At 71.2% G+C, this 13512-nt stretch carries 13 protein-coding genes; 6 read left to right on the forward strand and 7 right to left on the reverse strand.

What is annotated here, in order from left to right:
* Window positions 1–162: response regulator (locus tag MFF04_RS17165; protein WP_238277575.1), on the forward strand; the 162-nt coding region annotated here is incomplete at its 5' end.
* Window positions 163–329: 167 nt separating this feature from the next.
* Window positions 330–809 carry a protein phosphatase CheZ gene (locus tag MFF04_RS17170; RefSeq protein WP_238277576.1) on the forward strand — a complete coding sequence of 160 codons (480 nt, stop codon included), beginning with the start codon at window positions 330–332 and terminating at the stop codon, window positions 807–809.
* A 96-nt stretch (window positions 810–905) separates the two neighbouring features.
* Here MFF04_RS17170 and MFF04_RS17175 read toward each other — a convergent pair whose 3' ends face one another.
* Window positions 906–1820: a TIGR01459 family HAD-type hydrolase gene (locus MFF04_RS17175; RefSeq protein ID WP_238277544.1), complete on the reverse strand. Its 915-nt coding sequence runs from the start codon at window positions 1818–1820 to the stop codon at window positions 906–908.
* 100 nt (window positions 1821–1920) lie between these two features.
* Window positions 1921–3387 carry an EAL domain-containing protein gene (locus tag MFF04_RS17180; RefSeq protein WP_238277546.1) on the reverse strand — a complete coding sequence of 489 codons (1467 nt, stop codon included), beginning with the start codon at window positions 3385–3387 and terminating at the stop codon, window positions 1921–1923.
* A 236-nt stretch (window positions 3388–3623) separates the two neighbouring features.
* On the opposite strand from MFF04_RS17180, the gene MFF04_RS17185 reads away from it, so the two are divergent.
* From MFF04_RS17185 to MFF04_RS17195, 3 genes are all read left to right on the forward strand, one after another.
* On the forward strand, window positions 3624–3869 hold the full coding sequence (locus tag MFF04_RS17185) for a heavy-metal-associated domain-containing protein (protein WP_373320098.1): 246 nt from the start codon (window positions 3624–3626) through the stop codon (window positions 3867–3869).
* A 5-nt stretch (window positions 3870–3874) separates the two neighbouring features.
* Window positions 3875–5206: an aspartate aminotransferase family protein gene (gene aptA / locus MFF04_RS17190; RefSeq protein WP_502692908.1), complete on the forward strand. Its 1332-nt coding sequence runs from the start codon at window positions 3875–3877 to the stop codon at window positions 5204–5206.
* A 191-nt stretch (window positions 5207–5397) separates the two neighbouring features.
* Window positions 5398–7071 (forward strand): formate--tetrahydrofolate ligase, encoded by a 1674-nt coding sequence (locus tag MFF04_RS17195; RefSeq protein WP_238277548.1) that lies wholly within the window; start codon window positions 5398–5400, stop codon window positions 7069–7071.
* Between the two features lie 139 nt (window positions 7072–7210).
* On the opposite strand, the gene rlmN is transcribed toward MFF04_RS17195, so the two are convergent.
* Window positions 7211–8497: a dual-specificity RNA methyltransferase RlmN gene (rlmN, locus tag MFF04_RS17200; RefSeq protein ID WP_238277549.1), complete on the reverse strand. Its 1287-nt coding sequence runs from the start codon at window positions 8495–8497 to the stop codon at window positions 7211–7213.
* Between the two features lie 311 nt (window positions 8498–8808).
* Window positions 8809–9726, reverse strand: coding sequence for a LysR family transcriptional regulator (locus tag MFF04_RS17205; protein WP_238277550.1), 918 nt, complete (start codon window positions 9724–9726; stop codon window positions 8809–8811).
* A 91-nt stretch (window positions 9727–9817) separates the two neighbouring features.
* On the opposite strand from MFF04_RS17205, the gene MFF04_RS17210 reads away from it, so the two are divergent.
* Window positions 9818–11065, forward strand: coding sequence for an MFS transporter (locus tag MFF04_RS17210; RefSeq protein ID WP_238277551.1), 1248 nt, complete (start codon window positions 9818–9820; stop codon window positions 11063–11065).
* Window positions 11066–11329: 264 nt separating this feature from the next.
* Here the strand turns inward: MFF04_RS17210 and MFF04_RS17215 are convergent, their stop codons facing one another.
* The 3 genes from MFF04_RS17215 to MFF04_RS17225 form a co-directional block, all read right to left on the reverse strand.
* On the reverse strand, window positions 11330–12178 hold the full coding sequence (locus tag MFF04_RS17215; RefSeq protein ID WP_238277580.1) for a 23S rRNA (adenine(2030)-N(6))-methyltransferase RlmJ: 849 nt from the start codon (window positions 12176–12178) through the stop codon (window positions 11330–11332).
* 124 nt (window positions 12179–12302) lie between these two features.
* The gene (locus tag MFF04_RS17220; RefSeq protein ID WP_373320099.1) at window positions 12303–12974 is read right to left on the reverse strand and encodes a ribonuclease T2 family protein; all 672 of its coding nucleotides are present in this window, start codon (window positions 12972–12974) and stop codon (window positions 12303–12305) included.
* A 7-nt stretch (window positions 12975–12981) separates the two neighbouring features.
* Window positions 12982–13449, reverse strand: coding sequence for a hypothetical protein (locus MFF04_RS17225; RefSeq protein WP_238277552.1), 468 nt, complete (start codon window positions 13447–13449; stop codon window positions 12982–12984).
* Window positions 13450–13512: the final 63 nt, after the last annotated feature.

Genomic DNA, 13512 nt, shown 5'->3' on the forward strand with positions numbered 1-13512 from the left:
GCCGACGAGGCCCTGCGCACCACGCCCTTCATCATGGTGACGGCGGAGTCGAAGACGGAGAACGTCATCGCCGCCAAGAAGGCCGGCGTGAACAACTACATCGTCAAGCCCTTCAACGCCGCGACGCTGAAGAGCAAGATCGAGGCGGTCTGCGGCGCCTGAGCGCGCCGAGCCGCCGGGGATGCCGCTGCCGGGCCGGCCCCGGTGGCGGTCCGAGACCGCATCGGCGTCCCTCGCACGAACCCGACGACGGGACCGCCGCTGCCATGCCTCAAGCCGTCCAATCCGCTCCACGCCAAGCCGCCCCCCGCACCGCGCCCCAGCGGGACATGGTGCACGAGCTCGTCGAGATCGCCGACTACATCAGCCATCTCCGGCAGGAGATCGCGGCGCTGCGCGCCAACGAGATCACCCGCGACCGCATCCCCATGGCCCACGAGGAGCTGGGGAGCGTGCTCGAGGCCACGGCCGGCGCCACGAACACGATCATGGCCTCGGCGGAGGCGATGCTCGGCCTGCCCGACGACGCGAACTACCGCGCCAACGTCGAGGAGAAGATCTACGAGATCTTCGAGGCCTGCGCCTTCCAGGACATCACCGGCCAGCGCATCGGCAAGGTCGTCGAGGCACTGCGCCACCTGGAGCTGCGGCTCGTCCGCTTCGCCTCCGCGGTGCGGGCCCGCGACGAGGCCGGTCTCGACGCGGCCGAGGCGGAGCGCAAGGCGCGGGCCGAGAAGCTGATCCTCAACGGCCCGGCCCTCAAGGGGCCCGAAACCTCGCAGGACGACATCGACGCCCTCTTCGCCTGAAGCAGCGTCACGAAAGCCGCTTCAGGTCCTTGTCCTGCCGCATTGTCTGACGCCGAACCGGCAGCCACTTCGGCTGACGATGCTCTGTGACCGGCGCTACCAGACCAGCCGCTCGATGAGCGCGTCCGGCCGCACGCTCTGGCGCGACAGCCAGCCGGCGAGGTCGGAGAGCGGCTCGGCACCCTCCGTGTAGCCGAGCTCGGCCCCGTGGATGCCGCGGGCGACGAGCAGGTTCGGCAGCCCGAAGGAAGCGGCGCCGGCGATGTCGGTGGCGAGCGCGTCGCCCACCGCCAGCACCCGCGACGGCTCCGGCGCCGCGCCGCCCGCGAGGCGCCCGGCCATGGCCAGCGCCGCCTCGTAGACCGGCCGATGCGGCTTGCCCGCATAGGCGACCCGTCCGCCGATCTCCGCATAGGCTGCCGCGATCAGCCCGGCGCAGGGCACGAGCACGCCGCCGCGCTCGACCACGAGATCGGGATTCGCGCAGATCATCGGGACGTCGCGCGCCCGGAAGGCGGCGAGCGGCTCGGCGTAATCCTCGGCGGTCTCGGTGTCGTCGTCGAACAGCCCCGTGCAGACGACGAGATCGGCCTCCGCGCCGGGCACCATGGCGATGGGCAGGCCCTCGAAGATGCCGGCGTCCCGCTCCGGCCCGAGATGGTGGACGCGGGCCGCGCCGCCCGCCACCGCCTCGCCGATCATGTCGCGGGTGAGGTCACCGGAGGTGAGGACGGCGTCGTAGGCCTCCCGCGGCACGCCGTAGCCGTCGAGGATCTTCTGGACGCCGGCCCAGGGGCGGGGCGCGTTCGAGACCAGGATCACCCGCCGCGCCCGCTCCGAACCCGCGAGCCCCCGGAAGCGGATCAGCGCCTCGCCCGCCGCCGCGTGGCCGACGCGCCCGTCATGGAGCACGCCCCAGACGTCGCAGAGGATCAGGTCGTAGCGCTGCGCGACCTCGCCCAGGCCGGCGAGGATCACGGGGCCGTCCGCGCCGGGCGGTGTCAGGGGCATCGGGAATCCGGGCTGGGCTCTTCTCGCGGAGAGCCTGGAGGGGAGGAGGCCCCTCTACAGCCTTTCGCACCCGCGAAGATACCCGCTGAAGCGGAGAGCCTCACCCGGCCCGGCGCAGGAAATCGCGAAATCCCCGGCGCGGCGGCGGCGGGCCCGTCTCCTCCGGCTCCGGCGCGGCGGGCGGCGCGCCGAGCACGTCGGCCCGCACGGCGCGGGGCTCAGCGAACACGGGTCCCTGCGCGAAGGGCACGTCGAGATCGAGGAGGTCGGGCACGTCGGCCTCGCGCTCGACACCCTCGGCCACGAGGCGCAGCCCCGCGCGGGCGACCAGGGCGACGAGGTCCTCGACGGCGATGTCCGTGAGGTCCCGCCCGCCCGAGGCCGCCCGCACGAGCAGCTCGGCGGGGGCCTTCACCTGGACGACGCCGCGGGCGGCGAGCGCCGCCGCATCGAAGCGCAGGTCGCTCGCCCGGTCGAGGCCGAAGCCGAAGCGCTCGCGCAGCGCGGCGAGGGCGGCGGCCTGCTCCCGGTCGAGACCGCGCCAGCACGCCTGGGACAGGGCGAGCACCAGCCGGCCGGCGAGCGCCGGATCGGCGGGGTCGCGGGCGAGGTCGCGCAGGAAGCCCGGCTCGAACAGCGAGAGCGGCGAGAGCGCGTAGGAGACCGCCGCCTCGCTGCCCCGGCCGGCGAGGTGGCGGCCGATGACGGCGACGCGCTGGAGCATCCGCCGGTCGAGATCGGTGGAGCGGCCGTGCCGCTCGAGGACGGGCAGGAACTCCGCCGGCGCGAGCACCGCCTCGCCGAGCCGCAGCCGCGCCGAGGCCTCGTAGGCGACGACCTTGCGCTGGGGCAGGGTCACGATCGGCTGGAGGTAGACGGAGACCCCGTCGCGGTCGAAGGCCTCGACGATGGCGCGCTCGCGGGCGCGGGCATCCGGTCTCTCCGCCGGCTCGACGGGCGCCGGGCGCCGCCCGATCGGCGGCAGAGGCCGGGGCGCCGGAGTCTCGGACGGCGGGGGCGGCGGCGCGGCGGCGCGGGGCGCGGCCGGGACGGGCGGCGGCACGGCGGCGGGCCGGGCGCGCAGCTCCGCCTGCACGGCGGCGTGGAGGGCGGCGTGGGATTGCGCCTGCGCCTGGGCCCGCTCGCCCGCCTCGGCCTGAGCCCGGGCCTGCGCATCCTTGAGGCCGGCGATCTCGCCGTCCTGCGCGGAGACGACCGCGGCGAGGTCGCGCACGATGCCGCTGAGGAGGCCGATCTCGACGCTGAGCTCCTCGACGCCCGCCTCGCCGGGCGGCGCCGCCTCCGGGGTCGCGGCGGCGGCGCCCCGCGCCTCGACCTTGAGCAGGCGCTCGGAGAGGATGTCGATCTCGCCGGAGAGCTTGTCGCAGCGCGCGGCGAGCCCGGAGGCCCGGCGATGGGCGACCAGCGCGGCGAGCCCCGAGACCGCGGCGAGCCCGAGCGCGGCCGGCAGCGGCCACAGCACCGCCAGCGGCGCCAGCACCACGAGGGCGGCGGCCGGGGCGAGGAGACCGGGAGCCGGGATGCGGCTGCCGACTGTCCGGGCCATCGGAGGGCTCGTCGTTCGGGAGGGCCGGGGTCCCGGCCGGTGGATGGATCGGGGGCGCCCCGTCCGATCCCGAGCGCCCTCCCCGCTTTCTCGCCGAGGCGGGCCCGCCAAGGCAAGGCGAGGGCGGGCGCGCGGAGCGGGATTCCACCGTCATGTGACCGTCCTACGACCGCCCCGGCGCTTGCCGGCCCGCCTGCCGCGCCCGACATCGGGACGACGCAAGCCCGGAGACCGCCATGGCCGCTTCCCTGGACCATCCTTTGGACGACACGCAGGCCGACCTCATCCTCAAGGTCGACGGCATGACCTGCGGGGGCTGCGCGGAGGCCGTGGGACGCGCGATCCGCCGCCTCGACCCGGAGGCGCAGGTCGACGTCGACCTGGAGCGGGGCCGGGTCAGGATCGCGACCGGCGCCCAGGCGCTCTCCGTAGCCGAGGCGTTGACGAAGGCCGGCTACCCCGCCAGCGCGATGACGGGCTGAGCCCGGTGGACGGCCCCTCCCCCTCGCCGGAGCCGAACGACCTCGGCGCCTGGTGGATGCCCTTCACGGCCAACCGCGCCTTTCGGGCCAAGCCCCGGCTGCTCGCGGGCGCCGAGGGCATGCACTACACGACGCCCGACGGCCGCCGCGTCCTCGACGGGATCGCGGGGCTGTGGTGCTGCAACGCCGGCCACAACCGGGCGCCGATCGTCGCGGCGATCCGGGCGCAGGCCGGCGCCCTCGACTACGCGCCGCCCTTCCAGTTCGGCCATCCGGGCGCCTTCGCGCTCGCCTCCCGGCTCGCCCATCTCGCGCCGGGGGACCTCGACCGGGTGTTCCTGTGCGGCTCCGGCTCGGAGGCCGTCGACACCGCCCTCAAGATCGCGCTCGCGTACTGGCAGGCCCGCGGCGAGGGTCGGCGCACCCGGCTGATCGGCCGCGAGCGCGGCTATCACGGGGTCGGCTTCGGGGGCATCTCGGTCGGCGGTCTCTCCGCGAACCGCAAGGCATTCGGAAGCCTGCTGCCGGGCGTCGACCACCTGCCCCACACCTACGACCGCGAGCGCCAGGCCTTCACCCTCGGTGAGCCAGACTGGGGCGCCGAGCGCGCCGACGAGCTGGAACGGATCGTGGCGCTCCACGACGCCTCGACCATCGCCGCGGTCATCGTCGAGCCGATGGCGGGCTCGACCGGGGTGCTGCCCCCGCCGAAGGGCTACCTGGAGCGCCTCCGGGCGATCTGCGACCGGCACGGTCTGCTCCTGGTCTTCGACGAGGTCATCACCGGCTTCGGCCGCCTCGGCCACGCCTTCGCCGCGGAGCGCTACGGCGTCGTCCCCGACATGATCTGCTTCGCCAAGGGCGTCACCTCGGGCACCGTGCCGATGGGCGGCGTCCTCGTCCGCGAGCCGATCCACGCCGCCCTGATGCAGGGGCCGACCCACGTCGTGGAGCTGTTCCACGGCTACACCTACTCCGGCCACCCGCTCGCCTGCGCGGCGGCGCTCGCCACCCTCGACCTCTACCGGGACGAGGACCTCTTCACCCGCGCCCGTGCCCTGGAGGTCGGCTTCGGGCAGGCGGTGATGTCGCTGAAGGGCCTGCCGAACGTCCTCGACATCCGCACCGTGGGCCTCGCCGCCGGCATCGACCTCGCGCCGAAGCCCGGCGCGCCGGGCCTGCGCGGGTTCGAGGCCATGGACCGCGCCTTCGACGCCGGCCTCGTCCTGCGCGCCGCCGGCGACACCCTGGCCCTGACCCCGCCGCTGATCGCGAGCGAGGACGAGATCGGACGGATGGTGGGGATCACGGGAGACGCGATCCGGGCGGTGGCGTGAGAGCGTGTAGCGAATGAAAAATTTGTAGGGGTTCTCAAAAAAACAGAGGCGCTTTTCCGCCACTCTTGGCACAAAAGACCCTTTCAAGGCCGAGGTTCGGCTCGCGCGCCAACGCGAGAGGATCGGAACCGCAAAGAGCCTGATCCGATGCCCGCGCGACCCCGCGTCGTGCCCTTGCAGGTGAGGAAGCCATGCCCTCCGATATCGAGATCGCCCGCGCGGCGACCCTCAAGCCCATCGCCCAGGTCGCCGAGCGGGTCGGCATCCCCGACGAGGCGCTGCACAACTACGGCAAGTACATCGCCAAGATCGACCACGGCTTCATCCAGTCCCTGGAGAGCCGGCCGGACGGCAAGCTGATCCTCGTCACCGCGATCTCCCCGACGCCCGCCGGCGAGGGCAAGACCACGACCACGGTCGGCCTCGGCGATGCGCTGAACCGCATCGGCAAGAAGGCGGTCATCGCCCTGCGCGAGCCGTCCCTCGGCCCCTGCTTCGGCATGAAGGGCGGGGCGGCCGGCGGCGGCAGGTCCCAGGTCGTGCCGATGGAGCAGATCAACCTGCACTTCACGGGCGACTTCCACGCCATCACCTCGGCGCACTCGCTGGCCGCGGCGCTCATCGACAATCACGTCTACTGGGCGAACGAGCTCAACATCGACGTGCGCCGCATCCACTGGCGCCGGGTCGTCGACATGAACGACCGGGCGCTGCGCGCCATCAACCAGTCGCTCGGCGGCGTCGCCAACGGCTTCCCCCGCGAGGACGGCTTCGACATCACGGTGGCCTCCGAGGTGATGGCGGTGTTCTGCCTCGCGCGCGACCTCGCGGATCTCGAGGAGCGGCTGGGCAAGATCGTCATCGCCGAGACCCGCGACCGCAAGCTCGTGACCCTGAAGGACGTGAAGGCCACCGGCGCCATGACCGTTCTCCTCAAGGACGCGCTGCAGCCGAACCTCGTGCAGACGCTGGAGGGCAATCCCGCCCTCATCCACGGCGGCCCCTTCGCCAACATCGCCCATGGCTGCAACTCGGTGATCGCCACCCGCTCGGCCCTCAAGCTCGGCGAGTACACGGTGACGGAGGCCGGCTTCGGCGCCGATCTCGGCGCCGAGAAGTTCCTGGACATCAAGTGCCGGCAGGCCGGGCTGAAGCCCTCGGCGGTCGTCATCGTCGCGACCGTCCGCGCGCTGAAGATGCATGGCGGCGTCGACAAGAAGTCGCTCGGCTCGGAGAACGTCGAAGCCCTGGAGAAGGGTTTTGCCAACCTCGAGCGCCACGTCACCAACGTGCGCAACTTCGGCCTGCCGGTGGTAGTCGGCGTGAACCACTTCTACGCCGACACCGACGCCGAGCACGCCAAGCTCAAGGAGCTCTGCCAGAGCCGCCTCGGCGTCGAGGCCATCACCTGCAAGCACTGGGCGGAGGGCGGCGCCGGCGCCGAGGGCCTGGCGCAGGCAGTCGTGAAGCTCGCCGAGGGCGAGCAGAAGCCCCTCGTTCACGCCTATGAGACCGAGGCCAAGCTCTCCGACAAGATCCGCGCCATCGCCACCAAGCTCTACGGGGCCGGCGACGTGCAGATCGAGTCGAAGGCCGCCGGAAAGCTCGCGACCTTCGAGAAGGACGGCTACGGATCGCTGCCGATCTGCATGGCCAAGACCCAGTACTCGTTCTCGACCGACCCGAGCCTGATGGGCGCGCCGACGGGCCATGTCATCGCGGTGCGCGACGTGCGCCTCTCGGCGGGCGCCGGCTTCGTCGTGGCGATCTGCGGGGAGATCATGACCATGCCGGGCCTGCCCAAGGTCCCCGCCGCGGACACGATCCGCCTCGACGCCAACGGCCAGATCGACGGGCTGTTCTAGAGCATTTTCCGCCGAAGTGGTTTCCGGTTCGGCGTCAGAAAATGCGGCACGACAAAAGGCTAGAGCTGCTTCGGTGATCCGACGATCCGCGAAGCAGCTCTAGCCGCTCCCGTCCCGGGCTCCGGGCCGGGGCGCTCGCTCAATCCTCGGCGTCGGCGTAGTGCCGCTCGCCGAGGCCGTCCTCCAGCATCATCCGGGCGCGGGCACGCAGCTTCTCGGTCTCGCTCTTGAGCTGGCCGCAGGCGGCGAGGATGTCGCGGCCCCGGGGCGTGCGCACCGGCGAGGCGTAGCCCGCGTCGAATACGATCTCCGAGAAGCGCTCGATGCGCGCCCAGTCCGAGCACTCGTAGGCGCTGCCGGGCCAGGGGTTGAACGGGATCAGGTTGATCTTGGCCGGGATGCCCTTGAGGAGCCGCACCAGCTCGCGGGCATCAGAATCCGAATCGTTGACACCCTTCAGCATCACGTACTCGAAGGTGATGCGCCTTGCGTTGTTGAGCCCCGGATAGCGCCGGCAGGCGTCGAGAAGCGCGTCGATCGGGTACTTGCGGTTCAGCGGCACCAGGGTGTCGCGCAACTCGTCCCGCACGGCGTGGAGCGAGATCGCGAGCATGGCGTGCGCCTCCTCGCCGAGGCGCTGCATCCCAGGCACCACGCCGGAGGTCGAGACGGTGATCCGGCGCCGCGACAGGCCCATGCCCTCGGGGTCGGACATCACGCCCACCGCCTCGACCACGTTGTCGAGGTTGTAGAGGGGCTCGCCCATGCCCATGAACACGATGTTGGTGACGAGGCGGCCCGCCTCGCCGGTGCCGGTGGCGTCCCGCGAGGGCATCTGGCCGACCCAGTCGCCGAGCTCGTCGCGGGCGACGACGAGCTGCGCCACGATCTCGGCGGCCGAGAGGTTGCGCACCAGGCGCTGCGTGCCGGTGTGGCAGAACGAGCAGGTCAGCGTGCAGCCGACTTGGCTCGACACGCAGAGCGTGCCCCGGTCGGGACCGGGGATGTAGACGCACTCGATCTCGGCGCCGCGGTTGTGGTCGTGCTTCCCCGTCGGCGCCATGCGCAGCAGCCACTTGCGGGTGCCGTCGCGGGAGACCTGGGCGCTGACGATCTCCGGCCGGTCGAGGCTGAAATGCTGGCTGAGCTGCGCCTTCAGCCCCTTGCCGACATTGGTCATCTCGGCAAAATCGCGGGCGCCGCGCACGTTGAGCCAGTGCCAGATCTGGCCGACGCGCATCCGCGTCTCGCGCTCCGGCACGCCGATGCCGAGCAGCCGCTCCTTCAGCGCCGCGCGGGAGAGCCCGACGAGCGAACCTCGCACGCCGGGCACGGCGGCGGCCTCGGTCCCGAACTCGGGCCGCTTCTCGATTGCGGAAAACGCGCCGCCCTCACGGGGGGCGGTGTCGAGCGACGCCGTCGCCATGCTGATCTCAGTCGGATTCTTCTGGGTTGGGATGGGTCCGATATAGGGGAATTTGGGCGGGAACGCGAATGGGGGTGAATGGCGACCCTGACTTTGATGATCGGCGATTGCCTGCTTGCGACCCTTTGCCGACACCGGCAACGTCCGCTTGGGGGCTGCTCGGCAGGGCCGCAATCTACGGCCGGTACGGGTGAATTGTTGCCGGTCCGCTCTCGAGAAACGGGACCAGTAAGCGGGCTTTCGTCTAGCCGACGTAGGCTGCCTGCTTCGCACCCCCAGCCGTCATTCTCGTGGTCAACCTGAGCGGATATCTACCCTCGATCTCCAGACACTGCGCAATCGCCTCCCACCTCGCGGATCAGCGCGTTGCGAAACAGCGCGATTGGTCGGCGCAGGCGGCCGGCGCTCGGCCGATGTACCAGCCAGGAGCGGATCATCGGTGCGAAGTTCGGTAGGTCGATCGGACGGACCTGTTCGCACAAGGGGCTGCGAATAAGGTGTGCCGGCGTCATCAGGGCCAAGCCGATGCCGCGTGCGGCGAGCGACAGGCGCAGATCCGTGCTCGGTGCTTCGACGCCGACAACGAAGCTCAGGCCCTCCGCCTCAAAGCGGCGGCGCAAGGTCGTGCGGAAGCCGCAGCCCGTCTGCCCAACTATCCAGGCGTGGCTGGCAAGGTCGCGCAGGGTTACCGCCGCCGGCAGATCGAGATCGCGCGCGCCGACCACGATCAGCGGCTGTTCGGCGACCGCCTCTGCGGTCAGCTCCTCCGGCGGGCGTGTGCCGTCCGGCAGGCTCAGCGCCGCTGCGTCGATCTGGTTGCGCAGCACTTCCTCTAACAGGCTGGTCGGCCATCCGGTCGTGATACGCACCGATAGATCCGGGAAGGTCTCGCGCAACTCATCGATAGGACCGGCCAGCGCCGCCTCCGACAGGTCGGGGCTGACGCCAACGCGAAGCTCGCCACGGATCGAACCATTCGGCGCCGCACTGCCGCGCAGCTCCTCGATCGACTGGATCACCCGGCGGCCGTGCTCATAGGCCTCGCGGCCCGCGAGCGTCGGCCGCAGCGGCTTTGCCGGCCGTTCGAACAGAGTGGTGCCGAGCTGCTCCTCCAGGTTCTGCACGCGGCGCGTCACGCCGGGCTGGGTCAGGTTGAGCCGGGCAGCCGCCGCCATAATCGAGCCGGTCTCGACTACGGCGAGGAAGGCTTCGAGATCGCGCGTGTTCATGCGAACCTCGCATATTCCAATGGATAATCATTGATTTGTATCATGATGCGAACCGCGGCACATCCCCACTGGAGCGATATGGGAGGAAGCTTTGGCATCAGGCACAGACAGGGCGGACCTCGTTGCCACCGAGGGCGAGGCCACGATCGCGGCGGAACAGGGGATCGCGCGCGGTACGGTGTGGTTCCTAGCCCTCTCAGTCGGGGTCATCATCGTCAATCTGACGGCACCGCAGACGCTAGTTGGCCCGATCGCTGCGGATCTTGGCATGCTGCCGGCTCAGGCCGGCCTCGTCGGTACGGCAAGCCTGCTCGGCTACGCCGCCGGCCTGTTCTTTGTCGTCCCGCTCTCCGACCTCGTCGAGAACCGGCGCCTGACGATCGTCATGCTCGGGGCTGCGGTGCTGGCGGCACTCGCGGCGGCAACGACACGCGCGGCCGTGCCCTTCCTCGCTATGCTCTTCGTCCTCGGTGCGGCCTGCTCAGCGATCCAGGTGCTCGTGCCGATCGCCGCGGCGATGGCACGTGTGTCGGAACGTGGTCGCGTAGTCGGCGATGTGATGAGCGGTTTGATGGTGGGCATCCTGCTCTCGCGTCCCCTCGCCAGCCTCGTCACCGATCTCTTCGGCTGGCGGGCCTTCTACCTGCTCTCCGGGGCGAGCATGGCCGCGCTGATCCCATTGATGCGGCTGCGCCTGCCAATGCGTCGGCCGGAAGCACATACGCGCTATCCAGCCCTGATTGCCTCGCTCGCAACGCTGCTGCGCCGCGAGCCCGTGCTCCGGCGCCGCGCACTGACTGCGGCCTTCGGGATGGCCGCCTTCAGCGTCTTCTGGACGGCGGTGGCCTTGCGCCTCGCAGCGGCACCATTCGGTTTTGACCAACGCCACGTCGCCCTATTCGCCCTTGCTGGTGCGAGCGGCGCAGTGGTGGCACCCTTCGCGGGCCGGGCTGGCGACCGTGGCTGGAGCCGCGGGCTCCTCGTCGCCGCCCACCTCATGACGATCCTGGCCTTTGGCCTTGCTTGGCTTGCAGATCGCGCGAGCGGTAGCCTGGCACCAGCCTTGGCTCTGCTGGTGCTCGCCGCGGTCGTCGTGGATATCGGCGTGATCGGTGACCAGACGCTCGGGCGCCGCGCCGTCAACCTTCTGGCACAAGAGGCGCGCGGCCGGGTCAACGCGCTGTTCGTCGGCATCTTCTTTCTCGGCGGCGCGGCCGGCTCAGGTGTGGCGGGCTATGCCTGGACGCAGGGCGGTTGGCCCCTCGTCTGCGCCGCCGGGGCCGGCTTTGGGGCGCTGTCACTGCTCAGCGATCTTCTCGGCGGCTCCTCGCAGGCCTGATCTCATCCGCCACGACGAATGCAGAGGCGTGGCTGTAGCTCTCATCCAACTTTCGCCAACCACAAGGCGCAGAACTTAGCTCTGCTACCGCGCACCGTCGACAGCGGCTCGTGCGACCAAGTTAGGTCGGAAACACGCACGTCCGCTTCTTGATGGAAGGCTAATGCCCGTTTGCCACCCTCAGCCGAGATTCACTTCGATCTTTCACCGATAATCTGACAAACCTCATCAAGGGATCACAGCATCCTGTGATCCCCCAAATCCTCACCCCGCCCGCCCGATCGCCTCGCACCGAAACGCCCCATACGCCTCCCGCGCCAGCCGCTCGGCGAGGGCGGGGAGGAACATCCCGGCCTCCTCGGCGAGGCGCCAGGGGGGGTTGACGACGACGAGGCCGCTGCCGGCGAGACGGTCGGGCTGGTCGGGGCGGTCGATGAGGAGGTCGAGGCGCAAGCCCGGGCGGGGGAGGCCCCGGTCGAGGGCGGCGATCAGGCGCTCGATGCCGGCGTGGTCCTTGAGCGGATACCAGGCGAGGAAGACGCCGGTCGGCCACTTCGCCACCGCCTTGAGGAGGCTGGCGCCGAGGCGGTCGATCTCGCCGCCGGCCTCGAAGGGCGGGTCGATGAGCACGAGGCCGCGGCGCTCGGGCGGCGGGATCAGGGCGTTGAGGCCGGTCCAGCCGTCGAGATGCAGCGTCTTCACCCGCCGGTCCCGCCGAAAGCGGCTGGCGAGCGTCGCGTGGTCCTCCGGGTGCAGCTCGACGAACACCGCGCGGTCCTCGGCGCGCAGCATCCCCGAAACAATCTCGGGGGAGCCGGGATAGGCGGCGGGGCCGTGGAGCGCGCGGGTCTCGGCGAGGAGAGCACGGTAAGGGGCGAGCAGCGCCTCGACCGCGTCTGAGAAGGGCGCGTCGAGGCGGCCGACGCCCGCCTCCCACTCGCCCGTGCGGCCGGCCTCGTCGCCGGCGAGGTCGTAGAGGCCGATGCCGGCGAAGGCATCGATGGCGCGGAACGGGGTCGGCTTGGCGAGAAGATGCGCGAGCACGCGGGCCAGCACGAGGTGCTTGAGGACGTCGGCGTGGTTGCCGGCGTGGAAGGCGTGGCGGTAGTTCATGACCCCGCGCCGATACCGCTCCTCGAGCGCTTCCTGCAATCACCGGATCGCAGAAAACGCTCTATCTTATTGGTGTGACGCATTTTCTCGCGCCGAACCGGCAACCACTTCGGCGGACAATGCTCTAGCGAGGTGCGTCGACGCCGATCTCGGGGGCTCGGCAGTTGCGGCGGGCGAGCTCCGGGCAGGGCGTGAAGCCGCGCAGGTCCTTCGTGAAGCAGACGCGGACCTCCTGCAGCCGGTCGCGGGTGCAGGCCACCGCCATCATGTCCGGGCGCAGGCCGGGATTGGCCGCCACGAACTGCCGGGCGATCTCGATCGGCGCGAGGCGCTCGTCCCGGCCCGGGCTCTTCAGGGCATCGGGGATGGTCACCTTCGCCCGCGCCTCGCGGGCGGCGGCGAAGTAGGCGGCCGGGTCGAGGCCCGAGCAGGTGCCGTGCTTGCGCCACTGGTAGCGGGCGAGGCCCTCGCTCGGAAACACCTGTCCCGCGGTCTCCATGGCTTGGCGGGTGGGGGCGCGCTCGAAGGCCGAGCAGTTCGTGGGGAAGCCCCGCCGGTACTGCGGCCAGAGCCCGTGGACGACGAAGCCGAGGCCCCGGCCCGGCGCGCACTGGCGCGGGTCGCGCCGCTCGCCCGCGCTCTCGCAGTAGCTCGGCGACCAGGACAAAGCGAGGACGTAGAAATCGAACGCGCCCGGCGTGCCCCGGCCGAAGCCGCCCTCGTCGTCCTCCTGCGCCAGGGCAGGGGCGGCGAGCCCGACGAGGAGCGCCGCCAGGAGCGTCAGGCGCAGGCTCACGGCCGACTCAGGGGCGGGCCATCCGGCAGGCGGTGGCGTAGGCGTATGCGAGGTTGCGGTCGAGGCCCTGCACGCAAAACTCGACGCCCCAGCTCGCGCCGATCATGCCGGTGCTCTCGCGGACCGAATAGTCGACTTTGCGGCGCACCCCGTCCGAGGTGGTGGCGACCGCCGTGCAGAAGCGGCGGGGAATGAAGTCGAGCCCCCAGGGCCGCCAGGCGGTGCGCTCGACCGTGTCGATGCCGACGATGGTCAGCGTCGAGTTCCAGAACTTCGCCTCCTTCTCCGCGAACTGGGTGGCGACCTCCTCGAGCACGGAGGTGTCCTGGCAGCCGGGGATGTTGGCGTCGAAGGGGAAGAGGCGCTCCTCGGCGGGCTCGATCTCCTCGCGGGCGGAGCGGGCGAGCGCCGGGGACAGGCTGGCCGCGGCGACGAGGCCGGCGGCCAGAGCGGCAAGGAAGGAGTTCGGGCGCATGCCTACGGTCTTTCCGCGGGGGTCCATTCCCGCGGGATGGAGGATCGCGCCCCCTCCCCTGTC

The sequence above is a fragment of the Methylobacterium jeotgali genome (genome assembly GCF_022179345.1).
GTDB classification, from domain to species: Bacteria; Pseudomonadota; Alphaproteobacteria; order Rhizobiales; family Beijerinckiaceae; genus Methylobacterium; species Methylobacterium jeotgali.

Bases quoted from the DNA above. Each gene is read 5' to 3' on its own strand.
- MFF04_RS17195 (WP_238277548.1), top strand. From the start codon at position 5,398: ATGCCCTCCGATATCGAGATCGCCCGCGCGGCGACCCTCAAGCCCATC.
- MFF04_RS17185 (WP_373320098.1), top strand. From the start codon at position 3,624: ATGGCCGCTTCCCTGGACCATCCTTTGGACGACACGCAGGCCGACCTC.
- MFF04_RS17205 (WP_238277550.1), bottom strand. From the start codon at position 9,726: ATGAACACGCGCGATCTCGAAGCCTTCCTCGCCGTAGTCGAGACCGGC.
- rlmN (WP_238277549.1), bottom strand. From the start codon at position 8,497: ATGGCGACGGCGTCGCTCGACACCGCCCCCCGTGAGGGCGGCGCGTTT.
- MFF04_RS17225 (WP_238277552.1), bottom strand. From the start codon at position 13,449: ATGCGCCCGAACTCCTTCCTTGCCGCTCTGGCCGCCGGCCTCGTCGCC.
- MFF04_RS17215 (WP_238277580.1), bottom strand. From the start codon at position 12,178: ATGAACTACCGCCACGCCTTCCACGCCGGCAACCACGCCGACGTCCTC.
- MFF04_RS17180 (WP_238277546.1), bottom strand. From the start codon at position 3,387: ATGGCCCGGACAGTCGGCAGCCGCATCCCGGCTCCCGGTCTCCTCGCC.
- MFF04_RS17170 (WP_238277576.1), top strand. From the start codon at position 330: ATGGTGCACGAGCTCGTCGAGATCGCCGACTACATCAGCCATCTCCGG.
- MFF04_RS17175 (WP_238277544.1), bottom strand. From the start codon at position 1,820: ATGCCCCTGACACCGCCCGGCGCGGACGGCCCCGTGATCCTCGCCGGC.